At 63.6% G+C, this 25,236-nt stretch carries 23 protein-coding genes; 18 read left to right on the top strand and 5 right to left on the bottom strand.

Annotation, left to right across the window (positions count from 1 at the left end):
• The first annotated feature begins 14 nt into the window (after positions 1-14).
• The 10 genes from DM08_RS01105 to DM08_RS01060 all read left to right on the top strand — a co-directional run bounded on the left by DM08_RS01105 (position 15) and on the right by DM08_RS01060 (position 10,399).
• The gene (locus tag DM08_RS01105; RefSeq protein WP_035382764.1) at positions 15-962 is read left to right on the top strand and encodes a type IV pilus biogenesis protein PilM; all 948 of its coding nucleotides are present in this window, start codon (positions 15-17) and stop codon (positions 960-962) included.
• Positions 959-1,519, top strand: a complete 561-nt coding sequence (locus DM08_RS01100) for a PilN domain-containing protein (RefSeq protein ID WP_035382763.1) — start codon at positions 959-961, stop codon at positions 1,517-1,519. The genes DM08_RS01105 and DM08_RS01100 overlap by 4 nt, the downstream gene beginning before the upstream one ends.
• A complete protein-coding gene (locus DM08_RS01095; protein ID WP_035382762.1) occupies positions 1,516-2,184 on the top strand; it encodes a hypothetical protein in 669 nt (222 codons plus the stop codon). The genes DM08_RS01100 and DM08_RS01095 overlap by 4 nt, the downstream gene beginning before the upstream one ends.
• Positions 2,169-2,570 (top strand): hypothetical protein, encoded by a 402-nt coding sequence (locus DM08_RS01090; RefSeq protein ID WP_051937704.1) that lies wholly within the window; start codon positions 2,169-2,171, stop codon positions 2,568-2,570. The genes DM08_RS01095 and DM08_RS01090 overlap by 16 nt, the downstream gene beginning before the upstream one ends.
• A complete protein-coding gene (locus DM08_RS01085) occupies positions 2,567-4,279 on the top strand; it encodes a secretin N-terminal domain-containing protein (protein WP_035382761.1) in 1,713 nt (570 codons plus the stop codon). Before DM08_RS01090 ends, DM08_RS01085 begins: the two co-directional genes overlap by 4 nt.
• A 7-nt stretch (positions 4,280-4,286) precedes the next feature.
• Positions 4,287-5,159, top strand: coding sequence for an ExeA family protein (locus tag DM08_RS01080; RefSeq protein WP_051937703.1), 873 nt, complete (start codon positions 4,287-4,289; stop codon positions 5,157-5,159).
• Between the two features lie 169 nt (positions 5,160-5,328).
• Positions 5,329-6,378 (top strand): tetratricopeptide repeat protein, encoded by a 1,050-nt coding sequence (locus tag DM08_RS12100; protein ID WP_051937702.1) that lies wholly within the window; start codon positions 5,329-5,331, stop codon positions 6,376-6,378.
• Positions 6,379-6,381: 3 nt separating this feature from the next.
• Positions 6,382-8,085 (top strand): GspE/PulE family protein, encoded by a 1,704-nt coding sequence (locus tag DM08_RS01070; protein ID WP_035382760.1) that lies wholly within the window; start codon positions 6,382-6,384, stop codon positions 8,083-8,085.
• Positions 8,085-9,314 carry a type II secretion system F family protein gene (locus DM08_RS01065; RefSeq protein WP_035382759.1) on the top strand — a complete coding sequence of 410 codons (1,230 nt, stop codon included), beginning with the start codon at positions 8,085-8,087 and terminating at the stop codon, positions 9,312-9,314. The genes DM08_RS01070 and DM08_RS01065 overlap by 1 nt, the downstream gene beginning before the upstream one ends.
• Positions 9,315-9,427: 113 nt before the next feature.
• Positions 9,428-10,399, top strand: coding sequence for a hypothetical protein (locus DM08_RS01060; RefSeq protein ID WP_035382758.1), 972 nt, complete (start codon positions 9,428-9,430; stop codon positions 10,397-10,399).
• Between the two features lie 35 nt (positions 10,400-10,434).
• On the opposite strand, the gene DM08_RS01055 is transcribed toward DM08_RS01060, so the two are convergent.
• From DM08_RS01055 to DM08_RS12090, 5 genes are all read right to left on the bottom strand, one after another.
• The gene (locus tag DM08_RS01055; protein ID WP_035382757.1) at positions 10,435-11,751 is read right to left on the bottom strand and encodes a protein kinase; all 1,317 of its coding nucleotides are present in this window, start codon (positions 11,749-11,751) and stop codon (positions 10,435-10,437) included.
• Between the two features lie 3 nt (positions 11,752-11,754).
• A complete protein-coding gene (locus DM08_RS01050; protein ID WP_035382756.1) occupies positions 11,755-12,186 on the bottom strand; it encodes an NfeD family protein in 432 nt (143 codons plus the stop codon).
• Positions 12,187-12,251: 65 nt separating this feature from the next.
• Positions 12,252-12,941, bottom strand: coding sequence for a phytochelatin synthase family protein (locus tag DM08_RS01045; RefSeq protein ID WP_161780244.1), 690 nt, complete (start codon positions 12,939-12,941; stop codon positions 12,252-12,254).
• A 7-nt stretch (positions 12,942-12,948) separates the two neighbouring features.
• Positions 12,949-16,119, bottom strand: coding sequence for a bifunctional diguanylate cyclase/phosphodiesterase (locus DM08_RS12095; RefSeq protein WP_051937701.1), 3,171 nt, complete (start codon positions 16,117-16,119; stop codon positions 12,949-12,951).
• Positions 16,120-16,206: 87 nt separating this feature from the next.
• Positions 16,207-17,376 (bottom strand): GGDEF domain-containing protein, encoded by a 1,170-nt coding sequence (locus DM08_RS12090; protein ID WP_051937700.1) that lies wholly within the window; start codon positions 17,374-17,376, stop codon positions 16,207-16,209.
• Positions 17,377-17,585: 209 nt separating this feature from the next.
• Between DM08_RS12090 and DM08_RS01030 the strand changes: the two genes are divergently transcribed.
• From DM08_RS01030 to DM08_RS00995, 8 genes are all read left to right on the top strand, one after another.
• Positions 17,586-19,457, top strand: coding sequence for a potassium transporter Kup (locus tag DM08_RS01030; protein ID WP_035382754.1), 1,872 nt, complete (start codon positions 17,586-17,588; stop codon positions 19,455-19,457).
• Positions 19,458-19,589: 132 nt separating this feature from the next.
• Positions 19,590-20,165: an electron transport complex subunit RsxA gene (gene rsxA / locus DM08_RS01025; protein WP_035382753.1), complete on the top strand. Its 576-nt coding sequence runs from the start codon at positions 19,590-19,592 to the stop codon at positions 20,163-20,165.
• Positions 20,165-20,728 carry an electron transport complex subunit RsxB gene (rsxB, locus tag DM08_RS01020; protein WP_035382752.1) on the top strand — a complete coding sequence of 188 codons (564 nt, stop codon included), beginning with the start codon at positions 20,165-20,167 and terminating at the stop codon, positions 20,726-20,728. The genes rsxA and rsxB overlap by 1 nt, the downstream gene beginning before the upstream one ends.
• Complete coding sequence (rsxC, locus tag DM08_RS01015; protein WP_051937699.1) at positions 20,725-22,404, top strand: electron transport complex subunit RsxC; 1,680 nt, start codon at positions 20,725-20,727, stop codon at positions 22,402-22,404. Before rsxB ends, rsxC begins: the two co-directional genes overlap by 4 nt.
• 1 nt (position 22,405) lies before the next feature.
• On the top strand, positions 22,406-23,440 hold the full coding sequence (gene rsxD, locus DM08_RS01010) for an electron transport complex subunit RsxD (RefSeq protein ID WP_035382751.1): 1,035 nt from the start codon (positions 22,406-22,408) through the stop codon (positions 23,438-23,440).
• On the top strand, positions 23,437-24,087 hold the full coding sequence (rsxG, locus tag DM08_RS01005) for an electron transport complex subunit RsxG (RefSeq protein ID WP_035382750.1): 651 nt from the start codon (positions 23,437-23,439) through the stop codon (positions 24,085-24,087). Before rsxD ends, rsxG begins: the two co-directional genes overlap by 4 nt.
• Positions 24,084-24,785: an electron transport complex subunit E gene (locus DM08_RS01000; protein ID WP_035382749.1), complete on the top strand. Its 702-nt coding sequence runs from the start codon at positions 24,084-24,086 to the stop codon at positions 24,783-24,785. The genes rsxG and DM08_RS01000 overlap by 4 nt, the downstream gene beginning before the upstream one ends.
• Positions 24,786-24,787: 2 nt before the next feature.
• Entirely contained in the window at positions 24,788-25,207 is a 420-nt protein-coding gene (locus tag DM08_RS00995; protein WP_202593351.1) for an SRPBCC family protein, read from the top strand.
• The last annotated feature ends 29 nt before the right edge of the window (positions 25,208-25,236 follow it).

Raw genomic sequence — 25,236 nt, 5'->3', positions numbered from 1 at the left:
CAGGGATGAATGGAATGGCTATCGGTTTCTTAACTAGACTCTTCCGCCGTGCCGACTCCGGCTGGAGTGCGATCGGCATCGGCAACGGCGGCGTGGGGGTGGCGCAGGTGGAGTTCACCGGGGGGATGCCGCGTGTGGTGCAGTGCGGTTTCCACGCCATACCCAAGGTGAACAGCGCGGCGCTGGAGAAGTTGGCGGGCGAGCATAAGCTGGGCAGGTTGCCCGTCACCACGCTGCTGGGGGCGAGCGAGTATCAGATCATGCCGGTGGAGGCGCCGAACGTGCCTGCCGACGAGCTGAACTCGGCGGTGCGCTGGCTGATCAAGGACGGTCTGAACTTCGATGTGGAGGCGGTGACGCTGGACGTGATCCGCATCCCGTCCGGGCACAGCCGCGAGGGTCAGGGGCAATCGTACTACGCCGTGGCCGCGCCCAACGAGACCATACGCAAACGCACGGTGCTGCTAGAGAGCGCGCGCATCCCGCTGCGCGTGATCGACGTGCCGGAGATGGCGCAACGCAATCTGGCGAGCTTGTATGAAACGCCGGGCGAGGCGGTGATGATGCTGGTGGCCGACAGCAGCGGCACGGCGCTGACGGTGAGCAGCGGCGGCGAGCTGTATCTGTCGCGGCACATCAGCATCGGCGAGTATCAGCTGGACGATGGCAACACCTACCAGCGCCAGCATGCCTGGGATGAACTGGCGCGCGAGGCGCAACGCTCTCTGGAGTATTTCGAGCGCCAGTTCGAGCTGAAGATCGGCAAGGTGATGATCTCGCTGCGCAGCGAGTTGTACGGGCGCGAGATGCTGGAAGAGCAACTGAGCGTCCCGGTGGAGCGGGTGCGCCTGGCTGACGTGCTCGACATCTCGGCGGTGGCGCGGCTGTCCAATCCCGAGTTCGCCGCGTCCATGTTGTTGCTGATAGGCGCGGCGCTGCGTCAGGAAAGGCGGGTGCTATGAGTCAGCAGATTAATCTGTTCAACCCGGTCTTCACCCGGCAGGGCAAGTATTTTTCCACGGCGATGATGCTGCAAGGGCTGGGCGTGCTGGCGCTGGTTTCCGCGCTGGGCTGCGGCTGGCTTTATCACCAGACCGGGCAGGCTCAGGCTCGCTTGGCCGCAGCCAAGCTCCAGCACGACAAGCTCAACCCACCCAGTGATGCGAACCGCCAAACCAAGGCGCAACTGGTCAAGGAGCGCGACGAGTTGCTGGCGGCAAGCAAGCAAGGCAGCGGCGAGTTCTCCGGCCACTTGCACGCGCTGGCGCGGCACACGCTGGACGGGGTTTGGCTGACCCGTTTCTCGCTGAAGGGCTGCGAATGCGAGCACCCCGAGCTGAAACTCAGCGGTCAGGCGCTGTATCCCGAGCTGGTCACCGACTACCTGCAACAGCTCGGCCAAACGCCGCAGTTCCGGGGCGCCAAGGTGGAACTGACGGGGCTGCGCAAGCAAGAGGGCGCGGGCCAACACCCCATGGCGTTCGAACTGACACTCAATGGAAAGGCGGGAGCGAAATGAAGCAGAACTGGAACCGCTTTGCCGATGCGGTGGATGGGTTGGCGCTGCACTGGCGCATCCTGGTCTTCGCGCTCCTGGCCGGATCGTTGCTGTGGGCCGTGATGAGATTCGGCATCTCGCCCCAGATCGAGCAACAGCGCCAACTCACCCAACAGCAAGAGGCGTTGACCGCGCAGGCCACGGCAGCCAACGCGCAGGACGACGGACGCAAGGCGCTACTCGAAGAGATCGGCCAGCTCAAGCGCGAGCTGGCGAAACGCAGCCCCGACGCGGCTTCGCGCGGCACCCCGGCGGTGAACGGGCAGCAGATGTTGCGCGTGCTCGATCGACTGCTGAGCCAAAGTCCCGGACTGACGCTGGTCAAGCTGGAGAGGATCGCCGCCCCTGACGCGGCTCCCGCCGCCGCTCCAGCCCCGACAGCAGCTGCGGCACCGGCAGCCGCCTCGGCTGTGGCGGCGACCACCCCGCCCACAGCGCCCAGGGAGTACCTCAGCATCACCCTGCGCGGCAGCTATTTCGACCTGCTCGACTACCTCGAACGCGCCGAACGCCTGCCCTACCCGCTGCACTGGCACACGCTGGATTACAGCGTCGAACACTATCCGGTCGCCACGCTGACCTTGACGATCTACACACTGGGAGATGGATCATGGCTAGCCATTTGAACCTCGGTCTCCTCGCTCTTGCGCTGACCGTGACGACGAACGCAGCTCAGGCTGCCGCGCCGCGCGACCCGACCCAACCGCCTGCCGGCATGGTCTCGCCCGGCCCGGCTTATCTGCCCGACGGCGGCGGCCTGCAAGCCGTGCTGATCTCGCCCACACGCCGCGCTGCCATCATCAATGGCCAGACTATCCGGTTGGGTGGGCGCTATGGCGACGAGCGTCTGGTCGCGGTCAGCGAAGGTCGCGCCGTGTTACAGGGTGAACACGGGCGGCGCGAGCTGCGGGTGTTTTCCAATCCGGGCGTACAGCAAAACACCGCTGCGCCGGCCAAACAGCATTTACGAATCAAACCGGCGCGTGTTGCCGCCGACAAGGGGAAGCAATGAACAAGTCACTCGGAATCTTGGTACTCATCAGTCTGTCCGCATGTAGCGTGTCGCGCGACCCGATCGCGCGCGATTCCATCCGTCAAGAGATGAACGCCGCGCTCGCTGCGCCCGCGCCTGCCGCAGAGGCGATCAACGCCGCGCTGCTGCCGCCGCTCACCACCGCCGCGCCCGCCAAGCCACGCGAGCCGCGCTTCAGTCTGGAGCTGAACGAGACCCCTGCCGCACAGGTGTTCTACGCCATCGCCGCCGACAGCCGCTACAGCATGCTGGTGCATCCCGACGTGACCGGCAACATCTCCATCCGCCTGAAAGACGTGACCGTACTCGAAGCCCTGGACGCGATCCGTGACATGTACGGCTACGACTACAAACTGGACGGACGACGCATCTCCATCATGCCCAAAGAATTGCAGACGCGGATGTACAAGGTGAATTACCTGACCGGACAACGTGACGGCAGATCGCAATTGCGGGTTCAACCCAGTTCCGTGTCCGAAGCTACGGGCACGGGGGCAGGTGGCGCAGCTACCGGCGCAACGGGAGGTACAGGTGGTGCGGGTGGTGCAATGGGAGCAGGTTCGCGCGAAAGCAGTCGGGTAAGCACCACTACCGCCACAGACCTCTGGGCTGAACTCCGCAGTGCCCTCGATGTTCTGGTTGGAAAAGAAGGGGGGAGAAGTGTGATGTTGAGCCCCATGACCGGCATCATCGTAGTGAGAGGCTCTTACGAAGACCAGCAAGCAGTGACCTCCTACCTCAAGGCAGCGCAACTTTCCATTGAGCGTCAGGTGATCCTGGAAGCCAAGATCATGGAAGTGCAATTGAACGCCAGCTTCCAGTCCGGCGTGAATTGGGGTGTTTTCAAGAACGGTCCGAATTCACACGCTACAGCGGGCTTGCTGTCGCCTAACACTGGAGTGGCTCCCTCAACTGCAGCAGGTTTGGGCACGATACTTTCCACTGCTGGCCTGGCCGCTCTACCCGGCTCGGCGATTGCCACTGGAGGAAACCCCGGCTCGTTGATCGGCCTGGCCTTCCAAACGTCGAACTTCGCCGCACTGCTCAGTTTCCTGGAGACACAAGGCGATGTACACGTGCTGTCCAGCCCACGTATTGCCACGTTGAACAATCAGAAGGCCATACTGAAGGTCGGGACTGACGAGTATTTCGTCACCGGTGTAACCCCTAGCGGAACGCAAACCACCGGCAATACCACCACCAACACCATTCCAACCGTGACGATGACACCGTTTTTCTCCGGCATCATGCTGGACGTAACGCCAGACATCGACGATAAGGGCAACATCACGCTACATGTCCACCCCTCCATCGGACAGATCACCACCGTCACTAAAATCATCACACTGGCTGGGCAAACTTACAGCATGCCCATGGCGGCCAGCACGATCTCCGAGACCGACAGCATCGTGCGCGCCAAGGATGGCCAGATCATCGCTATCGGCGGCTTGATGCGGCAGGCTTCGACCGATGACCGTTCCGGTCTGCCGGGGCTGCCGAAGAGCATCTTCGGCCAGACCAGCAAGGTGACGCAGAAGCGCGAGCTGGTGATCCTGATCAAGCCGACCATCGTGGATACGGATGAGGATTGGTCGGAGGACATCCGCAAGAGCCGTGATCGCATGGAGCGCTTGAACAACGGCAGAAGCAACGAAGAGCCTGTCCCGCAGGCCAAGCCGGTGGAGTGATCGTTCCGTGTATCTCGCCCACTTCGGCCTGACCGAGCCGCCGTTCAGCCTGACTCCCGATACCGGTTTCTTTTTCTCCGGCAGCAGTCATCGCCAGGCGCTCAACATGCTGCGCGTGGCGACGCTGGGCGGCGAGGGCTTCATCAAGGTGGTGGGCGAGGTGGGCAACGGCAAGACACTGCTGTGCCGCCAGTTTCTGGACGAGCTCGATCTGGCCAACGCCGACGCGCCGCGCTTCGTCTCAGCCTATCTGCCCAATCCCTACCTCGATCCGCGCAGCCTGTTGCTGGCGCTGGCGGATGAGTTGAGCGTGGAGCTGGCGAGCGATGCGCCGCAACATCTGCTGGTGAGCCGACTGAACGAGGCGCTGCTGAGTTTCGCCGCCCGTGACGTGCAAGTGGTGGTGTGTCTGGACGAGGCGCAAGCCCTACCGCTGGAGACGCTGGAAGTGCTGCGCCTGCTGACCAATCTGGAGACCGGCAAGCGCAAGTTGCTGCAAGTGGTGCTGTTCGGCCAGCCGGAACTGGATGTCCATCTGAATCAGCATTCGGTGCGCCAGTTGCGCCAGCGCATCACCTTCCAGTGCAGCCTGGGCGGCTTGCAGGCACAGGAATTGGCCGACTATCTGGAATCGCGCCTGCGGGCGGCGGGTTACAGCGGTGAGCGTGTGTTCACCTCCGGTGCGGTGGCCGCGCTGTACCGTGTGACCGGCGGCACGCCCCGGCTGGTCAACATCGTGGCGCACAAGGCGCTGATGCTGGCCTACGGTGCGGGACGGCGAACCGTGTCGGCCAAGCAGATACGGCTGGCGGCGAACGACACGCCGCAGACGCTGCGCGATTGGTTCGGCTGGATGCGCCCGGCTGTTTGGTGGGGATGAGGATGTTGTTTGTAGATTCAGCCCCAAATACGCCACACCGTCATTCCGGCGCAGGCCGGAATCCAGCAAGACAAACATTCTGCGCAGCAGACAGCATGTTGGCATTGGCCCGATTTTTCAATCAACTGAATTCCGGCCTGCGCCGGAATGACAAGGTTCGAGTTAAAGCATGAGTGTGATCAATCAGGTATTGCAGGATCTGGACCGGCGTGGCGTGGCGGTGAAAGTGGGCGAGCAGACGCTGGCTGGCGTAGCGGAGCAGCCACGCCGCTGGCCGTGGTTCGCCGGTGCGCTGGTGCTGGTGGTCACCGCCACGCTGGTGTGGGTGATGCGCCCGACGGGGAGCGCGCCTGCCGCCACTCCGCCCGCTGCCGAGGTGGCGGCTGCGCCAGTAGCGGCCAGCGCACCGGCTCCGGCACGCACAAGCGCAACCGCGAAACGGGCGGTCACGCCCGCCGCGAGCACGGTCGCGCCGGTCAAAGCTCAAGCCGCTGCTCCGCTGGCGCTGGCCAAGACTGAGCCCGCCAAACCCGTCGATCCGGTGGCCGCCCCGGCACCCTCGCAAAAAGTGCTGACTCCCTCCGCCCCGACCGCACACTCGACCTTAGCTCCCACGACCGGCAAGAAGATGAACACGCAGAACCAGGCCGATGCCGAGTACGCGCGGGCGGTGATGCTGGTCGAACAGGGACGCGAGGAGGAGGCGCAGACCGCGCTGACTTCAACGCTGAAGCTGGACAACGGGCATCGCGAAGCCCGCACCTTGCTGGCTAGACTGTTGATTCAGGCGCGGCGTTCGAGCGAAGCCGAACGGCTGCTGCAAGACGGGCTGAACTTGCATCCCGACGCAAGTGCCGATGCCATGTTGCTGGCGCGGCTGCGCGTGGAGCGCGGCGAGGTGGCGGCGGCACTGGAGACCTTGCGCGCCAGTGCGCCGCACGCGCAACAGAAACCGGACTACCGCGCGTTCATGGGGACGCTGGCACAGCGTTTGGGCAAACACGAGGAAGCCGTCGCAGACTATCAAGCGGCACTGCAACTCGCGCCGGATAGCGCGGGCTGGTGGGTAGGTTTGGGGATCTCGCTGCAAGCGGCGGGACGCGAAGCCGAGGCGAAGTCAGCGTATCAGCGCGCCTTGGCGCTGGGCACGTTGGCACCGGAGATGCAGCGCTTCGCCGAACAGCGTTTGAACGGCGGACAGAAACGGCAGGGAGAGTAAGCAATGGCACGTTACGGAAAAGCCCGGCTGGGCGACATGCTGGTGCAACTGGGGCATGTGTTGCAGGACAACCTCGGCCAGGCGCTGGAGCAACAACGGCAGAGCGGCGAACGGCTGGGCAAGGTGCTGGTCGAGCGCAAGTTCGCCACCGAGCTGCAAGTGGCGCAGGCACTGGCCGGACAATTGGGGCTGTCGTTCATTGACCTGCGCCATTTCCACCTGCGCCCCGAAGTCAGCCGCCGCCTGTCCGAATACCAGTCGCGCCGCCTGCACGCCATCGTGCTGGAAGAACGGGATGGCGCGCTGGTGGTCGGCATGGTCGATCCTACCGACCTGTTGCTGTACGACGAGCTGAAGCGTTTGCTGCGCAGCGAGTTGACGCTGGTCGTGGTGGCGGAAAGCCAGTTCTTCGAGACGCTGGATCGGGTCTATCGCCGCACCGAGGAGATCAGCGGCCTGGCGCAGGAACTGTCCGACGACATGAGCGACAGCATCGTCGATCTGCACGAGCTGGACGAGGCCGCCAATCTGGAGGCCGCGCCGGTGGTGAAGCTGTTGCAGACCATCTTCGACGATGCGATGCGCATCCGCGCTTCCGACGTGCACATCGAACCGATGGAGCGGCAGTTGCGCATCCGCTTCCGCATCGACGGCGCGCTGCACTTGCAGACCGAGGCCGACCCGAACATCGCGCCCGCCCTGGTGTTGCGCCTCAAACTGATGTCCGGGCTGGACATCTCCGAGAAGCGCCTGCCGCAGGATGGCCGCTTCCACATGCGCGCGCGCGATCAGGTGGTGGACGTGCGCGTCTCGTCCATGCCCACGCAGTACGGCGAATCGGTGGTGCTGCGCCTGCTCAACCGCAGCGGCAACTTCCTGTCGCTGGAGAAGCTGGGCATGTCGCCGGAGATGCTCAAGGAGTTCCGCAAGATCATCCACCGCAGCGAAGGCATGGTGCTGGTGACCGGGCCGACCGGCAGCGGCAAGACCACCACGCTGTACGCCGCGCTGGACGAGATCAACAGTATCGAGCAGAAGATCGTCACCGTGGAAGACCCGGTGGAGTACCGCCTGCCCGGCATCAATCAGGTGCAGGTGAACGAAAAGATCGACCTGACCTTCGCGCGGGTGCTGCGTTCGGTGCTGCGGCAAGACCCGGACATCATCCTGGTGGGCGAGATGCGCGATCCGGAAACGGCGCAGATCGGCCTGCGCGCCGCCATCACCGGCCACTTGGTGTTTTCCACCCTGCACACGCGCGATGCGGCGGGCACGCTGGCGCGGTTGGTGGACATGGGCGTGCCGCGTTACATGGTGGCCTCGTCGGTGCAGGTGCTGCTGGCACAACGTCTGCTGCGCCGCGTCTGCGAGAGTTGCAGCCAACCGCATGCGCCCAGCGCCATCGAGGCGGAGTGGCTGTTGCAGGCAGGCGTGGCCGAGGCCGAGTGGAACCAGCTGCGCACCGGCCATGGCTGCTCGTATTGCAACAAGACCGGCTACAACGGACGGCAGGCGGTGTATGAGATGCTGGTGATGAACCGCGCGCTGATCGACCTCGCCGCTCATCACGATGCGACGCGCTTCATCCAGGCAGCGCGTGAACAGCTGACCGGCAAAACCCTGCTGGACGATGCCATCGCGCGCATGCTGACGGGGACCACGTCGGTGGCCGAGGTGATGCGCATCAGCAACCAGGTGGATGACTGATGGCCGCATTCCACTACAAGGGACGCAACGAGCGCGGCGAACTGGTGAAAGGTTCGCTGGAAGGCGCGGACAGCAACGCCGTCGCAAGCCAGTTGTTCGGGGTCGGCATCATCCCGGTGGAGATACGGGCCGCGCGCCAGCTCATCCCGTGGCGCGTATGGTGGGACAAGGCCGAGCGCGCGCTGCGCCATGTCTCCCCCTCGGAGATGATGCTGTTCAGCCGCCAGATGTACAGCCTGCTCAAGGCGGGCGTGCCCATCATGCGGGCGCTCACGGGATTGCAGGAATCCTCCCGCAACGGTTCGCTGCGCCGCATCCTCGGCGAGCTGCGCGCCGATCTCGACAGCGGGCGCGACCTCAGCACCGCCATGCGCGCGCACCCGAAAGCGTTCAGCCCGTTCTACATCAGCATGGTGCAGGCGGGCGAAGCGACCGGCACGCTGGACACCACCTTCCTGAGCTTGTTCGGCCATATCGAATTCGACAAACGCACGCGCGACAGCATCAAGGCCGCGATGCGCTACCCCAGCTTCGTGATCGTGGCGATGGCGGCGGCGATCGTGATCGTCAACCTGTACGTCATCCCTTCTTTCGCCAACGTGTTCAGGAGCATGGGCGCGAAGCTGCCGATGATGACGCAATACCTGATCGCCTTCTCCGATTTCATGGTGCACCACTGGCCGACGATGCTGGGCGTGCTGGTCGCGGCCTTCATCGCCATCCAGATCTTCATCGCCACGCGGCAGGGGAAATATCTGTGGGACCGCTACAAGATACGCATCCCCATCATCGGCCAGATCATCTTGAAGTCCACCGCCGCCCGCTTCGCGCGCAGCCTCGGCCTCTCGTTCAAGAGCGGCGTGCCGGTGGTGCAAGGCATGCAGGTGGTCAGCATCGTGGTCGATAACGGCTACTTCCGCGAGAAGATCGAGCAGATGCAAGCCGGGGTCGAACGCGGCGAGAGCATCCTGCGCGTGGCCAGCGCCGCCAAAATCTTCGATCCCATCATGCTGCAAATGATCGCCGTGGGCGAAGAGACCGGCGACCTGGACGGCATGATGTTCGAGATCGCCGACATGTACGAGCGCGAAGTCGAATACTCGGTGAAGAACCTGAGCCAGCAGATCGAGCCGGTGCTGATCGTGATCCTGGCTGGCTTCGTCCTCGTGTTCGCCCTCGCCATCTTCCTGCCGATGTGGGACTACAGCCAGGCCGCGCTGCATCACTGATGCCTAAAATGCCGTTGAACCGGACCGGCATGGCCGGGGGTGCGACATTTTGTCGCACCCCCGGCTTGCGCGAATGAGCTACAGTTGCCCACCATTTCAGGGAGATAACAAAAATGAACACAAAACACACGACGTTGGCTCTGGCGCTGAGCGCTGCTTTGGCTTCGGGGCAGGCGCTGGCCTGCGGTGCAGGTTTCTGTCTGGCCGATACCGGCTGGGATGCGCAGGGCAGCAATGTGCGCGAGGGCTTCACCTTCGGCCTGCGTTACGAGTACATCAAGAGCGACCAGCTGCGCAGCGGCACCGGCAAGCTGCCGAACTTCACGGTAGCCACGGCAGCCGCCGGTGACGAGATCACCACCACCAACCAGAATTTCGTGGCGAACCTGGGCTATACCTTCAGCCCGCAATGGCAGGCCGAGATCGAAGCGCCAATGCTGAAGCGCTACCACCAGCACGGCTCCGCCACGCCCGGCGCACCGGACACTTGGGATTTCACTACGCTGGGTGATGTGAAGCTGCTGGCCAGCTACCGCCTGGGCGGCGAGTCTCCCAACGGTTTCACGGTGCGAGTCGGGGTGAAACTGCCTACCGGCAAGACCAACCAGATGGCCGTCGATGGCCTGACCGCCGCTGAACGCATGTTCCAGCCGGGCACCGGCACCACCGACGGCATCCTCGGCCTGAGCTACAACAGCAGTCCTCCCGACGGCGGGCTGCGCTGGTTCGCCAGCGCCACCGCGCAACAGGCGCTCAATACGGCGGGCGATAACGGCACTGCGACCGGCAGCTACAAGCCGGGCTACAGTGTCGCGCTGGCGACCGGGCTGGCCTATCCGCTGACGCATGAAGTGGCGCTGACCGCCCAAGCCAACCTGCATATCAGCGGCAGTGAAGGTGGTCAGGCCGGGGTGCCGGCCAACACCGGCGGCCAGACGCTGGCGCTCAGCCCCGGCATCAGCATCGCCGCCGCGCCGGACACGCGCATCTACGCCCTGCTCCAGGTCCCGGTCTATCAGAACGTGACCGGCACGCAACTCACCAGCAATCTGGGCGCGACGCTGGGTATCACCCAGCGCTTCTGAGCACAGCCACCGTCAGCCCCGGGGCCTTGCGGCACTCAGGGCTGACCCGACATCCCGGCCAGTACCTCCCGTATCTCGGTGAACAAGGGTCTGGCCGCCACATCGGCATCCGCACAACGCTGCTGCAACTGCCACAGTCCGGCCAACTCAGCCGCTGGCGCGGTGCAACGCTCCAGCACTTCTTCCAGTAGACAAGCGAAGGCGCGCACTTCCAGACGCTGCAAGGCGATGGCGTGCGCGGCTTGTTGGCGCGGCAGGAACGAAGCCGCCCCGAAATCACCGAGCAGGCAGTCGCCCGCGCGGTTCCACAGGATGTTGTGCGCGTAGAGGTCGCCGTGCATCACGCCACGCTGGTGCAGATGGGCGACCACCGAGGCGATGCCCAGGGCGAGGTCGAGCGCGGCGCGCAAGGAAAAGCGGGCGTCCGCCGGATAGACATCGCGGGTGCAGGATTCCAGGCTGGGCGGCCCGGCCAGGTTGCCGAAGCTGGGGTCGATCAGCGACATCACCAGCCCCGGCACGTCAGCGGGATGCCCACTCACCTTGCCGACGACGGGAATCAGCCCCGGATGCGACCCGGCGGCGATGCACGCGGCCTTTTCGCTGCGCGGCGATCCGTCACTGGTGAGCGCGCCCTTGAACATCTTGACCGCCACCGGCTCATCCGCCGTGCGGTGATGGGCGCGGTAGATCACGCCGGACGCGCCCTCGCCCAAAGCGTGATGCAGTTCCAGCGCGTGCCATTCGACCGGGCTGATGTGCAGGTCCTCCAGCGCAGCGGCCTCGTCGGCAGCGCTGCACGGGTTGCCGGAATACGCCAGCCAGGCCAGACGCGGCAGCGTAGTCAGCCAGTCGGGCAAGCTCCGGAAACGATTGGCGGAGATGCGCAGCAGTTCCAGATTGCGGCACGCCGCCAGCTCCTCCTGCAGACGCTCCAGCCGGTTGCCCGCCAGCATCAGCTTCTGCAAGCGGGTGCAACGACCGAGCTCAGCCGGGAGCACGCTCAGCCGGTTGTCGGTCAGGATCAGCCAGCGCAACTTCTCGGGCAGCGCGGCAGCGGGCAGCTCGCTGATCTGGTTCGCCTTGAAACCTATCATCTCCAGGTTGCGGCAGCGACCCAGCACGTCCGGCACGCGGGTGAACTGGTTGTCGGAGACGAAGATGACGCGCAGCCGGTGCAGCCGGTCCAGGTCGTCCGGCAGGCTGGAGAGCGCGTTACCGGAGAGGTTGAGTATCTCCAGCGTATCGGCGAGTGCGAATATCTCGCGGGGGAACTCGGTCAGACCTGCCGCCAGGTCGAGTCGCCGGATACCAGCCAGTTCGCCCGCCCGCAGGGCCGCCAGTGTGTGCACGGGCTACTTTCCGACGGGCGCATCAGCCCGCTCGGTCGAGATCACCAGACGGCCATACTGCACGGCCCGGATGATGCCGGAGTCGGCATCGGGCATCTCGGCGCGCACCTTGTCGGCCTCCCATTCGCGGCCACGATAGCTCACCCGCGCGGTGCACTCATCCAGCCATTCCAGCACTTCGACGCGCTGCCCCAGATCGTCGTGTGCCTGCTCCGCTGCCACGCCCGGACGACGACGCAGCGCAGTGACGATCAGCAGGTGGACCAGCGCACCGGCCAGCAGCACGGTCAGCTGGATGCCGAGCGAGGCTTTGGTCAGGTCCGCGATGGCGGGATAGAGGAACGCCAGCCCGATGGCCAGCGCATGACGACTGCCGATGGCGGTCTCGGCCAGAATGAACAGGATGCCGAACACCGCCCATGAGATGAAATCCACGACACTTTCCTTGTAGCTGACGAAGAGCGCATTGTAAGACCTGCCGGGCCAGCGGCACAGGCGAACTATCTGCCCGCCCGCACGATCACCAGACCGCGCGCCTTGCCGCTGGTCGCATCCCGGGTGGCGATGGCCCGCCGCAAGGTGGCGAGATCCACCCACACCGGCGGGTATTTGTACTTGGCGACATCGAGGATCAGCACGCGGTCGCTGATCTCGTCATAAGCGGCCAGCACCGACCAGTGGCCGCCCCCCACCTGGCCCAACTCCGCCCGCAGATAGTTGGCCAGCACGAAGCGGCCATCGTCACCCAGGGCCTGATGCAACAACTCGCGCAGGGCCGCCTCGCTCAAGCTGTCGCCCGCGACCGAATGTGCCTGCACGCCGTGCAAGGTCAGCGCCTGCACCATCTCGTCGCGCGTCATGCCTTGCGCCAGCACGGTCTGCGGGCTGATCAGCCGGGTGACTTCGGCGCTGAAGAAGTTACGCTGGGTGAAGAAGGGATACGGCGCATAGGCCGGATCGACCGGCCTGCTCAACGGCAGGGCGTTGAGTACGGTGACCGCGCTGGCCACGGCGCAATAGGTCTGCGTCTCCTGCGTGGCGAACACCGGGCTGAGTTGCCAGAAGTCCGCCCCGGCGGACATGCGGGCGCGCAGCACCTTGCCGTTGGCCGAATCCCAGTCATACAACACGGGCAGGTCATGCGCGCAGGCTGGCGACACCAGACCCAGCATCGCCCAGAGCAGGAGCATGCGCACGTCAAACCTCGCTCTGGGCATTGCGTTCCAGTACCGCCGTGAACGCCTCGGGCTGTACCGGCCTGGAGAACACATAGCCCTGACCGTAGTCGCAGCCGATGCCGCGCAGGAAATCGCGCTGCGCTTCGGTTTCCACGCCTTCGGCAATGACCTTCAGGCCCAGCTTGTGCGCCATGACCACGATGGCTTCGACCAGCACCTGGCTGTCCACGTCCTCGTCCAGCGGACGCACGAACGCCTGGTCGATCTTCAGATAATCGATGTCGAACTTGCGCAGGTAAGCGAGGGAGGAATAGCCGGTACCGAAATCGTCGATCGCGACCTGGATGCCCAGATCGCGGTAACGCAGCAACTTGTCGGTGATGCTTGGATCAGCGTGCAGCAGCAAGCCCTCGGTGATCTCGATGATCACATTGTGGCCGGTGAGCTGCGCACCGCTCAGGTACTCGTCCCACGACTGGGAGGTGTCCGCGCCGTGGAACTGTAGCGGGGACATGTTGACGCTGACCTGCAGCTCCCCCTGATGCAAGGCATGCCAACGCTGCACCCAGTCCATGGACTGGCGGAACACCCAGTTGCCCAGCTCGCCGATCAGGCCGATCTCTTCGGCCAGCGGAATGAACTCCGCCGGACTGACGAACCCCCGCACCGGGTGCTGCCAGCGCAACAGCGCCTCGGCCTTGTGGATATGCCCGTCGCTGAGCCGGACGATGGGCTGGAACACCACGTGCATCTGACCGAACTCCAGCGCCCCGCGCAATGCATTGGCCAATCTGAGTCGATTCTGTGCGACCTCCTGCAAGGCATGGGTGAAATAGCTGTAGCGGTTCCTGCCGCCGGCTTTGGCCGCATACATGGCCTGGTCGGCATGTTTGATCAGATCGCTCTCGTCCTGGCCATCATCGGGGTAGATCGCGATGCCGATACTGGCCGAAACGTAAGCCTCGTGGATGTCGAGCAGAGTGAACGGCTCGGACAGCCTGGTGATCAGGGTTTGCGCGATCCTTTCGACATCGTTGCAGTCGTTCAGACCGGGCAGGATGACGGTGAACTCGTCGCCGCCCAGGCGCGCCACGGTATCGGTCTCGCGCAGGCAAGCGGTGATGCGCAGGGCGGCCTGCACCAGCAGCTGATCGCCCGCCTCATGCCCCAAGGTGTCGTTCACCTCCTTGAAGCGATCCAGGTCGATGAACAGCAACGCCAGCATGTGACCTTCGCGATGGGCCTTGCTCACCTCGATCCTGAGCCGGTCGCGGAACATGCGCCGGTTGGGCAACTCGGTCAGCGTATCGAAGTTGGCCTGACGCCAGATCAGCTCTTCCGACTGCTTGCGTGCGCTGATGTCGGAGAAGATCCCGACACGCCGGTCGACCGAGCCACCCGAATGGTAGATGGTGTTGATCACCAGCCACTCCGGGAATATCTCTCCGCTCTTGCGACGGTTCCATATCTCACCCTGCCAATGCCCCTCGCTCCCGAGCTGCTCCCACATCGCCCGGTAGAACTCGGGGGGCTGCCTGCCGGAATGCAGGATGCGGGGAGTCTTGCCCTGCACCTCCTCAAAGGTATAGCCGGTCGTCTCGGTGAAGGCCGGGTTGACCGCGAGGATGTGGTTATCCGCATCGCACACCATCAGCCCCTCGCTGGTATGTTGGTACACCAGCTGGGCGAGTTGGCGCGCCTCCTCCATCCGCTTGCGTTCGGTGATGTCCTGAGCGATGGCGATGACCACCTTCTGGCCGAAATGCTCGCCCGGATAGAGGTGGACCTCTTTCGGGAACACCTCGCCGTTGGCCCGCACCGCCCAGAACTCGAACGCCTGCGCCTCGCCCGCATAAGCGAGCGCCACCTGTTGCGCGATGCTGGTCGCATCGTTGAGGCCGGGGGCGCTGACGATCTCCGGCGTATGGCCGATGAAGAACTCGCGCGGATGGCCGTACATCTTGAGCACGCCGTCGTTGATGTCGAGAAAGCGGCCTTGCGCATCCTGCACATAGATGGCTTCTTCCAGGCTGTTGAAGATGCCGCGATAGCTGCGCTCGCTCGCGTCGATGAGGGCGCGCGAACGATGCGCATTACGCAGGTACATCCAGCCACCCACCCCGAGCAACAGCAGCAAGGTTCCGATCGCAAAACCGGCCAGCTTGAACCAGTCACGCGCCGACCGCTGATCGAGCAGACCGTACAGGGGGACGAAGGAATAGACCTGGAAACTGAACCCTGCGATCTCGTGACGGCTGACAACCATCGGCTGGCTTTGCCCATTCAGCCGCTGCAAGCGGGGCAGATCCTTGCCCCAGGGCTCCAGCCGCAGCACGGGAAAGGCATCGACCCGATAGCGCGACAGGCGCTGATCCCGAGACAGGCGGTCGACCTCCGCCCCCGCTAGCGCATGCATCTCGAACGCCTTGTTGCTGGCCAGGATCACCACGCCGTTCTCGTCCACCAGGAAGGAATCATCCTGCTGCACCAGATAGGCCAGTTGATACAGATTGCGCTTCGCCGCCACGGCACCGATGAACTTGCCATCCACGATCACCGGCGAGGAGAAATACAAACCTGCGATGTTGCTCACCTTGCCGACCGCGTATTGCTGCCCGATGAGCCCCTGCTGCGATTGTTGGAAATACTGGCGGTCGGCATAATTGCCGCCGATGAATTGGTCGGGATCGCCGGCATTGCTGGAGGCGATGCAGTCGCCAGCCGCATTGAGGACATAGATCACATCCAGCCCCAGAGCATCGGCTGCCTCACCCAGATGCCGACTCACGGCAACCAGCTCGGGGTCAGCCCCCCAACGCTGGATGTTGGCCTCGCGTCCCTGCGAGGAGGGGCGCACATCGCTGCCGGAATGTTTCAGTACGGCGACCACGTCACGCGCTTGCACCATCAGCCGGGTAGCGCCCCTGACCGTTTCCAGGCGGCGCTGCAAGGCACTGCTGATGCCCACGACATCGTGCTGGACCCGCTTCTGGCTCGCCACGATGCGGTCGTTCTCCACCGCCTCGAAATGGCGATCCACCACATGATCGACCAGCACGCCCCATGCGACCAACACCGCCACCAGCGGGATCAGCCACAACGGCGAAGTGTCTGCATAGGTTCCCTGCTCTGCATGAGCCGCAACTTGCGTGCCAGCCGACTGGCCAGCCAGAGGTTTAGGACGCTCCATCGAATATTCAGACATAAGAAGTTTGGGTACTACATTGTACTGTCACAAAGCTCTCAGCACATGAGCTGCCGATCTCTTGAAGCCTGCTCACCCATGCTCTCTGGCGAAGGCCCAACGGTTACGCCCTGCCCGCTTGGCGGCATACATCGCGTGATCGGCAGCCTGGATCAGCTTGTCCGCTGCATCCGCATGCCGGGGGAAGAACGCGATACCGATGCTGACACCCACGCTGACCTCCTCGTCCGCCACAACGATCCCCTCGTTCACAGCATGCAGCAAGCGCTCCACCAGGGCGCTCGCCGCCTCTTCGTCGCAAAGGTCGGGACAGAGCAGCACGAACTCGTCCCCGCCGATCCGGGCGACAGTATCGTTGCTGCGCGCATGCGCGGCCAGTCGGGATGCGGTGGACTTCAGCACAGCATCGCCGACGTGATGGCCATGCCTGTCATTCAACGGCTTGAACCCGTCCAGATCGAACAGAAGCAGCGCGAACCCGCCCTCCCGGCGGCGCGCGGAAGCCACCTCCCGCGCGAGGTTCTCATTGAATTGGCGACGATTGAACACCCCGGTGAGCGGATCGCGCATCGCCAGCTCGCCCAGGCACGCATTCGCCTGTTCGGCCTGACGGGCCAGCAAATGGAAACCTCGCACGATGACCACGAAATTGAGCAAGGCGATCAGAAAAACCACGGACTGGATCAAACGCAAGAGGTTGGCCTGCCGCTGCGAGCTGCGTTCCAGTTGCGAAGTGAGGCTGTTCATCAGTTCGAGCAGGCGTAGGTTGTTCTGCAACAGATGCTGTCGCGCATGCTCCAGCGTCGCATCCGGAATGGGGCGTTGATGCAAGGCGTGCGGCAATACCTTGTCGTGCAACGGCGACCAGATCGCATCGGCCTGTGCCAGCAGGTGTCGCGCCTCCTTCATCTGCACCCGCTCCAGCAAGATCGGATGGCCGTCACCGCCGATGGTGGTTCCGCCCGCATTGAAAGCCTGCAAGGTCCGGTCGAACAAATCCACGGCAGCCACGAACTCCTGCTCGACCACGTTCCGGTCAGGCGTACCAAGCTGAAGTTGCAGCAGGGATTTGGTCATGCGCTGGGTCAGCATGCGCTGCCGCCCCGACAGGTTGATCGCCACGGCATCGCTGGCGACCTGATAGGTGATCCAGTAATTGATCAACAACACCGCCAGATCGAGCAGGATGAACAGCAACACCGCTCCGAACAGCTTTGATGTTTTTGGGGCCCTGCTCACCATTCGGCTACCTCTCCATCCCCACGCGGGGACGCTGTCGATGTTCAACCCTGTCTAAGAGGCGCGACCCGATCACGATCCCCGCCACCCGACTCACCTGCACCTCGGCAAATTGTAATCCATCCTCTTTGCCATCGAACCAGAATCGGCGAATTGCAATCGCCTACCCGTAGGCGTAAAGTCGCCCCCTTCCGAATCCCACAAAGCTAACGATGAGTTCGTCCGAAACGAAACACGGCCTGCCCGCACTGATGATAGGCGCCATCGGCGTGGTCTATGGCGACATCGGCACCAGCCCTTTGTACGCACTGAAAGAGACCTTCGCCGGACATCACCCGCTGCCGGTGGTCGAGGCCAACATCCTCGGCGTGCTGTCGGTGATGTTCTGGACCATCATGCTGCTGGTGTCGCTGAAATACGTCGCCATCATCATGCGCGCCGACAACCACGGCGAAGGCGGCTCGCTCTCGCTGCTAGCCTTGGTCAGTGAGCTGACCGCCAGGAATCCTCGCACCAAATGGGTAGTCACCGCTCTAGGCATCTTCGCCGCCGCCCTGTTCTACGGCGACAGCATGATCACCCCGGCGATCTCGGTGCTGTCCGCCGTGGAGGGCTTGAACGTCATCTCTCCCGATCTCGGACACTACGTGCTGCCGATCACCCTCGCCGTGCTGACCGCCTTGTTCTTCGTGCAGAAACGCGGCACCGGTGTGGTCGGGCTGGCGTTCGGGCCCATCATGGTGTTCTGGTTCTTCAGTCTGGGCCTGATGGGCTTGGCACATATCCTGCAAAATCCGCATGTGCTGCTGGCGCTCAACCCGCTCAACGCCTTCCATTTCCTGCTGCAAGATCCCAAACTCTCCTTTCTCGCGCTCGGTTCGGTGGTGCTGGCCGTCACCGGCGGTGAAGCGCTCTACACCGACATGGGCCACTTTGGCCGTTTCCCCATCCGGGTGACCTGGTTCTCCTTCGTACTGCCCGCGCTGGTGCTCAATTATTTTGGTCAGGGCGCGATGCTGCTCGATCATCCAGAAGCCATCGAGAACCCGTTCTTCCTGCTTGCTCCAGGCTGGGCGTTGATGCCCATGGTGTTGCTCGCCACCGCCGCCACCGTGATCGCCTCGCAGGCGGTGATCTCCGGCGCATTCTCGGTCGCCAGCCAGTCGGTGCAGATGGGTTTCTTGCCGCGCATGGAGATACGCCAGACCTCGGACAAGGCGCGCGGCCAGATCTACGCCCCGTTCACCAACTGGACGCTGTACCTGGCCGTGATCTACCTGGTGCTGACCTTCCAGAGCTCCAGCAACCTGGCCGCCGCCTACGGCATCGCCGTGACCGGCACCATGACCATAGACACGTTGCTGATCGCCTTCATGATCTTCCTCGCCTGGCGCTGGCCGCTGTGGCTGGCCATCCCGCTGGTGACGGTCTTCCTGCTGACCGATCTGGCCTATTTCTTCGCCAACGCCATCAAGATCCCGCAAGGCGGCTGGTTCCCGCTGGCCATCTCCGGCATCTCGTTCTCGGTGCTGATGACCTGGCGCAAAGGCCGTCAACTGCTGTTCGCCGAGATCGCCCGCAACGAGGTGCCGCTACAGGTCATCATCGACAGTTCGGACGACATCCCCAAGGCCTGTGGCACAGCGGTGTTCCTCACCGCCGCCGGGACAGGTGCGCCATCCGCCATGCTGCACAACCTCAAACACAATCAGATACTGCATGAACACAACATCCTGATGACGGTGCGCGTCGAGGAGCGGCCCTACGTGCCTTCCCGCGAGCGGATGCAGATCAGCGAGTTGGGCAAGGGGTTCTATCGCATCAATCTGGAATACGGCTTCATGGAGACCCCCGACATTCCCGTTGCGCTGGAGATGTGCTCGCTGCACGACCTGCACTTCGACATGGCCACCACCTCGTTCTTCATCTCGCGCGCGCTAGTCGTCGCCGGCAAGAGACCGGGCATGGCGATGTGGCGCGTGCGGCTGTTCCTGGCGATGACCAAGAACGCGATGAACGCCGCCGACTTCTTCAAGATCCCGGCCAACCGCGTGATCGAGATGGGCACCAAGGTCGAGATCTAAGCATAGAAGCGTCGCCGCAGCCGACACCCCGGCTCGAACCGGATATATCCCGGCCTTCTATGGATATGCTCATGGGTGATTGAACCGCCTCCTGATTCGGCGCATAATCCGCGCCTAAATTTTTAGGCCGACATGACTGATTACCTGCTCATTCTGGTTGGTACGGTGTTCGTCAACAACATCGTGCTGGTCAAGATCCTCGGGCTTTGCCCGTTCATGGGAGTTTCCAAGAAACTGGAAGCGGCGTTCGGCATGGGCGCGGCCACGACCTTCGTGCTAACGCTGGGTTCCGGCTCCAGCTACCTCATCAACGAATACCTGCTCGGCCCCGAGCTGGCCTATCTCACCACGCTGTCGTTCATCGTGGTGATCGCGGGCATCGTGCAGTTCACCGAGATGGTGATCGAGAAGACCAGCCCCGAGCTGTACCAGACGCTGGGCATCTACCTGCCGCTGATCACCACCAATTGCGCCGTGCTAGGCATCCCGCTACTGAACGTGCAGGAAAAGCACGACTTCATCCAGTCGCTGTTGTTCGGCTTCGGCGGCTCGGTCGGTTTCTCGCTGGCGCTGATCCTGTTCGCCGGCATCCGTGAGCGCATGGAAGGCGCGGACGTCCCTCCCGTATTCAAGGGTTCGGCCATCGCCATGGTCACCGCTGGCCTGATGAGTTTGGCCTTCATGGGCTTCTCCGGGCTGATCAAATAATGCTGACCGCCCTGTTGGTCATGTCCATCCTCGCGCTGGTGTTGGGCGCTGGGCTGGGCTTTTCCGCGCTCAAGTTCAAGGTCGAAGGCAATCCGCTGGTAGGCAAGATCGATGCCATCCTGCCGCAGACCCAGTGCGGCCAGTGCGGCTACCCCGGCTGCCGCCCCTACGCCACCGCCATCGCTGAAGGCGAAGCTGACATCAATATGTGTCCGCCGGGTGGCGAAGAAGGCATCCAGAAACTGGCCGAGTTGCTCGGCGTGGAAGCCAAGCCCTTCGGCGCAGGTGCCGCGCCCAAACCCAAGGCCGTGGCCTTCGTGGACGAGAATAACTGCATCGGCTGCACGCTGTGCCTGCAAGCCTGCCCGGTGGATGCCATTCTGGGCGCGGCCAAGCAGATGCACACCATCATCGCCTCGGAATGCACCGGCTGCGAGCTGTGCATCGCGCCCTGCCCGGTGGATTGCATCAGCATGGAGCCGATCGCCGAGAGTGTCACCACCTGGAAGTGGCAGTATCCGGTGTACGCCTTCATCCCCAGCACAGAGGCGACGAGACGATGAGACAGCTCCACCGATTCCACGGCGGCGTACATCCGCCCACCAACAAGACCCAGTCCAGCGAAACGCCCATCATCGCGTCGGCGATGCCGTCCAAGCTGGTCATCCCGCTGCATCAGCACGTCGGTAACATCGCCCGGCCCGTGGTCAGCGTGGGTGAGCACGTGCTTAAGGGGCAGGTCATCGGCAAAGCGGACGGACGCTTGTCCAGCGCGGTCCACGCCTCCACATCCGGCACCATCGCCACCATCGGCTACAGCAAGGTCGCCCATCCTTCGGGCATGGACGACCTGTGCGTCACCCTGATCCCCGATGGCAAGGACGAGTGGGTGGCAAACCTGGGCGCGGATTACCGCGAACTGTCGCATACCGACATCCGCCACCGGCTGCGCGATGCAGGCGTGGTCGGCCTGGGCGGTGCGGTGTTCCCCAGCGACATGAAGCTGTACGGCGGCAAGCACCAGATCAAGACGCTGGTGCTGAACGGGGCCGAGTGCGAGCCTTACATCACCTGCGACGACCGCCTGATGCGCGAGCGCGCCGCCGAGATCCTGCTGGGCGCGGAGATGATGCGCGACCTGCTGCACGCCGAAGAGGTCGTGGTCGGCATCGAGGACAACAAGCCGGAAGCGCTGGCCGCCATGCAGCAGGCCATCGTGGACGGCAAACATGCACGCATGGAAGCGGTCGCCGTGCCCACGGTCTATCCGGGCGGCGGAGCCAAGCAGCTGATCCGCGTGCTGACCGGCATCGAGGTCGCCGCCGGGGTGCGCTCCACCGAGATGGGCGTGCAATGTTTCAATGTCGCCACCGCCTACTCGGCCTATCGCGCCATCTCCTACGGCGAACCGATGCTGTCGCGCGTGGTCACCGTCACCGGCAACGTCGAGCGTCCACAGAACTACGAGGTGCTATTGGGTACGCCCGTGGCCGAACTGGTCGCGCAAGCTGGCCTCAAGTCCGGCACCCAGGGTTACATCATGGGCGGCCCGATGATGGGCTTCCTGCTGCCGTCCGACCAGGTGGGCGTGGTCAAGGCCACCAACTGCATCATCGCCACGGCACCCACGCTGTTCCCAGCACCCGCGCCGACCATGCCCTGCATACGCTGCACCCGCTGCGCCGAGGTCTGCCCAGCCGAGTTGCAACCGCAGGAGCTGCACTGGTTCGCCAAGGCCAGGGAGTTCGGCAAGGCGCAGGATTACCACCTGTTCGACTGTATCGAATGCGGCGCGTGCAGCTACGTCTGTCCCAGCAACATTCCGCTGGTGCAGTATTACCGCTATGCCAAGAGCGAGATCTGGGCGCGCGAACGCGACAAGACCGCTGCCGACACCGCACGCCAGCGCCACGAGTACCGCCAGTTCCGTCTGGAACGCGAGAAACAGGAAAAAGCCGAGAAACTGGCACAGAAGGAACGTGCGGCGCTGCTCGCCAAGCAACAAGCCGATGCCGCCGCAGCCACCGCCAATACAGACGAAGATGCGCAGGCGCGCATCCAGGCTGCCATGGCGCGCGTGCAGGCTCAGCACGATGCGACGCAGCCTAGGAACACCGCCAACCTGACGCCCGAGCAGCAAGCCAAGATCGACGAGATCGAAGCCCGGCGCGCCCACATCCAGGAGCTGGCGCATCCCGAAGCCGACCTGGACAAGCACCACGAGCCGCCCAAGGAATAACATGTTCACCTCGCCCTACATCACCAAACCGGTCAGCGTCAGCGAGATCATGCTGAAGGTGATGCTCGCATTGCTGCCGGGCATCGGTTTTTACGTCTGGTACTACGGCCCAGCCATCCTGGTCTCGATCACCCTGGCCAGCGTCACCGCGCTCGCCACCGAAGCCGCCATGCTCAAGCTGCGTGATCGCCCGGTCGCTCCGTTCCTGAAGGACAACAGTGCCCTTCTCACCGCCTGGCTGCTGGCGCTATCCATCCCGCCGCTGGCCCCGTGGTGGCTGGTGGTGGTCGGCACGCTGTTTGCCATCAGCATTTCCAAGCACCTGTACGGCGGGCTGGGCAACAACCCGTTCAACCCGGCGATGATAGGCTACGCCGTGCTCATCATCTCCTTCCCGGTACAGATGACGCACTGGCTGACACCGCACCCGGTCGGCCACCCCGAACTGTCGTTCATCGAGCAACTCGGCTACATCTTCAGTGGCGTGCTGCCGCGCGGGCTGACGCTGGACGCGGTGACCATGGCGACTCCGCTGGACACGCTGAAGACCCAGCTCCACCTCGGCCTCTCGGTCGGCGAGATCCGTGACATGCCGATCTATGGCCGCCTCGCGGGCAAGGGCAGCGAGATGGTGGCCACCGGCTTCGCCATCGGCGGCCTGTACCTGCTGTGGAACCGCATCATCAGCTGGCACCTGCCCATCGTCTATCTCGGCACGCTGTATGCCACCGCCGGCCTGTTCCATGTGATTGACCCGGCGCACTACGTCACGCCGCTGTTCCACCTGTTCTCCGGCGCAGCGATGATAGGCGCGTTCTTCATCCTGACCGACCCGGTGACCAGCCCGACCACCCCGCGCGGCAAGATCATCTTCGCCGCAGGCGCGGGCATCCTCACCTATCTGATCCGCGCCTTCGGCGGCTTCCCCGACGGCATGGCCTTCGCCACCCTGCTGATGAACATCTGCGTGCCGCTGATCGATGCCTACACCCAGCCCAAGGTGTTCGGCAAGAAGGCCAAGGGAGCGCAGAAATGAGGAACACGCTGGCCCGCGCCTCCTTCCGCACGGCGGTGAACCTGCTGTTCTTCTCGGTGATCGGCACCTTTGTGCTGGCCTCCACTCACCTGCTGACCGAAGAGACCATCAAGCAGACCGAGGAAGGCGAGAAGCTCAAGCTCATCGCGCAACTCCTGCCCGCCGAGTTATACGACAACGACATCATCCAGGACACGCAGGAGATTGCTGCCGATCCCTTGCTGGGCACGTCGGGTACGACCGTCGTCCACCGCGCCCGCCTGCATGGCGAACCGTCCGCCGTGGTACTGGAAGCGATCGCACCGGACGGATACAGCGGCAAGATATCCATCATCCTGGCCATACGGGCCAACGGTGAAGTGACCGGCGTGCGCGTGGTCAACCACCATGAGACTCCCGGCTTGGGCGACTACATCGAGTTGGCCAAGAGTGCGTGGATCAAGAATTTCGACGGCAAGTCGCATGCCAACCGGCCCGAACCGGAGTGGAAGGTGAAAAAGGATGGCGGCCAGTTCGACTACATGGCGGGCGCGACCATCACGCCGCGCGCGGTGATCAAGGCCACGCACAAGGCGCTGAACTATTTCGAGGCCCACAGAGATACGCTGTTCACTGTTGCCGCGCCTGCCGGGGAGAAGAAATCATGAGCGCATACAAGGACATCCTCTATAACGGCATCTGGAAACAGAACACCGGCCTGGTGCAACTGCTCGGCCTGTGTCCGCTGCTGGCAGTGAGCAGTACCCTGGTCAACGGTGTCAGCCTCGGGCTGGCCACGGCGCTGGTGATGACCCTGTCCGGCGCGGCGGTGTCTCCCATCCGTAACTACATCCCCAACGAGATCCGCATCCCGGTGTACATCCTCATCGTGGCCGTGCTGGTGACCGTGGTGCAGTATCTGATGAACGCCTATATGTACGGCCTGTACGTGGTGCTGGGCATCTTCATCCCGCTGATCGTCACCAACTGCATCGTGCTGGCGCGCGTCGAAGCCTTCGCCGCCAAGAACCCGGTCGGCCATGCCGCGCTGGACGGCTTCGCCATGGGACTGGGCCTGACGCTGGTGCTCGGCGTACTGGGTGCGCTGCGCGAGGTCATCGGTAAGGGTACGCTGTTCTCCGGTATCGACCTAGCACTCGGCGACTGGGCGCATGGCTGGGTGCTGCACGTCATCCCCGATTACAAAGGCTTCCTGGTCGCCATCCTGCCGCCCGGCGCTTTCATCGGCCTGGCCTTTTTGATCGCCGCCAAGAACTGGCACAGCCTGCGCACCGCCCGCAAAGCCCAAGGTGCCGACGCCACAGTCGCCCCGGTGGAAGGCGGCTGCTCGCCTACTGCCCATTGACCGTGCTGCGCAGCAGAACGCTACAAATCTCCATCGCCTGTTCGCCACAACGGGTCTATGACTACGTTGCCGATCCCACTCATCTGCCGCATTGGGCGCCCGGCTTGTGCTTGGCCATCCGGCCAGATGGCGACCACTGGCTGCTGACCACGCCGCAAGGTGAACTGACTTTCCGCTTTGCCGCACCCAACGCCTTGGGCGTGCTGGACCATTTCGTCGGCACCCCCAGCGGTGAAATCCACGTGCCGATGCGCGTCATCGCCAATGGCACGGGTAGCGAGTTGCTGTTCACCCTGTTTCAGCAGCCCGGCATGTCGGAAGCCGATTTCACGGCGGATGCCGCACTGGTCGAGCAGGATCTGCTGTGGCTGAAATCCCTGCTGGAATCCGCACCCAACCCGTCAAATCAATACGTCATGTAAAATAAGCGCCTGATTTTCGGAAATCACGC

Source organism: Ferriphaselus sp. R-1, assembly GCF_000746095.1.
Taxonomy (GTDB): domain Bacteria; phylum Pseudomonadota; class Gammaproteobacteria; order Burkholderiales; family Gallionellaceae; genus Ferriphaselus.
The sequence above is the reverse complement of the archived record's forward strand: the minus strand, read 5'-3'. Positions and strand labels throughout refer to the sequence as shown.

What these genes read in the sequence shown, in the direction of transcription:
- DM08_RS01090 (WP_051937704.1), top strand. Translation starts at nt 2,169, where the DNA reads ATGGCTAGCCATTTGAACCTCGGTCTCCTCGCTCTTGCGCTGACCGTG.
- DM08_RS01045 (WP_161780244.1), bottom strand. Translation starts at nt 12,941, where the DNA reads ATGCTCCTGCTCTGGGCGATGCTGGGTCTGGTGTCGCCAGCCTGCGCG.
- rsxA (WP_035382753.1), top strand. Translation starts at nt 19,590, where the DNA reads ATGACTGATTACCTGCTCATTCTGGTTGGTACGGTGTTCGTCAACAAC.
- DM08_RS12095 (WP_051937701.1), bottom strand. Translation starts at nt 16,119, where the DNA reads ATGGAGCGTCCTAAACCTCTGGCTGGCCAGTCGGCTGGCACGCAAGTT.
- rsxD (WP_035382751.1), top strand. Translation starts at nt 22,406, where the DNA reads ATGTTCACCTCGCCCTACATCACCAAACCGGTCAGCGTCAGCGAGATC.
- DM08_RS01065 (WP_035382759.1), top strand. Translation starts at nt 8,085, where the DNA reads ATGGCCGCATTCCACTACAAGGGACGCAACGAGCGCGGCGAACTGGTG.
- rsxG (WP_035382750.1), top strand. Translation starts at nt 23,437, where the DNA reads ATGAGGAACACGCTGGCCCGCGCCTCCTTCCGCACGGCGGTGAACCTG.
- DM08_RS01060 (WP_035382758.1), top strand. Translation starts at nt 9,428, where the DNA reads ATGAACACAAAACACACGACGTTGGCTCTGGCGCTGAGCGCTGCTTTG.
- DM08_RS01085 (WP_035382761.1), top strand. Translation starts at nt 2,567, where the DNA reads ATGAACAAGTCACTCGGAATCTTGGTACTCATCAGTCTGTCCGCATGT.
- DM08_RS01030 (WP_035382754.1), top strand. Translation starts at nt 17,586, where the DNA reads ATGAGTTCGTCCGAAACGAAACACGGCCTGCCCGCACTGATGATAGGC.
- DM08_RS01100 (WP_035382763.1), top strand. Translation starts at nt 959, where the DNA reads ATGAGTCAGCAGATTAATCTGTTCAACCCGGTCTTCACCCGGCAGGGC.
- DM08_RS01070 (WP_035382760.1), top strand. Translation starts at nt 6,382, where the DNA reads ATGGCACGTTACGGAAAAGCCCGGCTGGGCGACATGCTGGTGCAACTG.
- DM08_RS01105 (WP_035382764.1), top strand. Translation starts at nt 15, where the DNA reads ATGGCTATCGGTTTCTTAACTAGACTCTTCCGCCGTGCCGACTCCGGC.
- DM08_RS01095 (WP_035382762.1), top strand. Translation starts at nt 1,516, where the DNA reads ATGAAGCAGAACTGGAACCGCTTTGCCGATGCGGTGGATGGGTTGGCG.
- DM08_RS12090 (WP_051937700.1), bottom strand. Translation starts at nt 17,376, where the DNA reads ATGGTGAGCAGGGCCCCAAAAACATCAAAGCTGTTCGGAGCGGTGTTG.
- DM08_RS01000 (WP_035382749.1), top strand. Translation starts at nt 24,084, where the DNA reads ATGAGCGCATACAAGGACATCCTCTATAACGGCATCTGGAAACAGAAC.
- rsxB (WP_035382752.1), top strand. Translation starts at nt 20,165, where the DNA reads ATGCTGACCGCCCTGTTGGTCATGTCCATCCTCGCGCTGGTGTTGGGC.
- DM08_RS12100 (WP_051937702.1), top strand. Translation starts at nt 5,329, where the DNA reads ATGAGTGTGATCAATCAGGTATTGCAGGATCTGGACCGGCGTGGCGTG.
- rsxC (WP_051937699.1), top strand. Translation starts at nt 20,725, where the DNA reads ATGAGACAGCTCCACCGATTCCACGGCGGCGTACATCCGCCCACCAAC.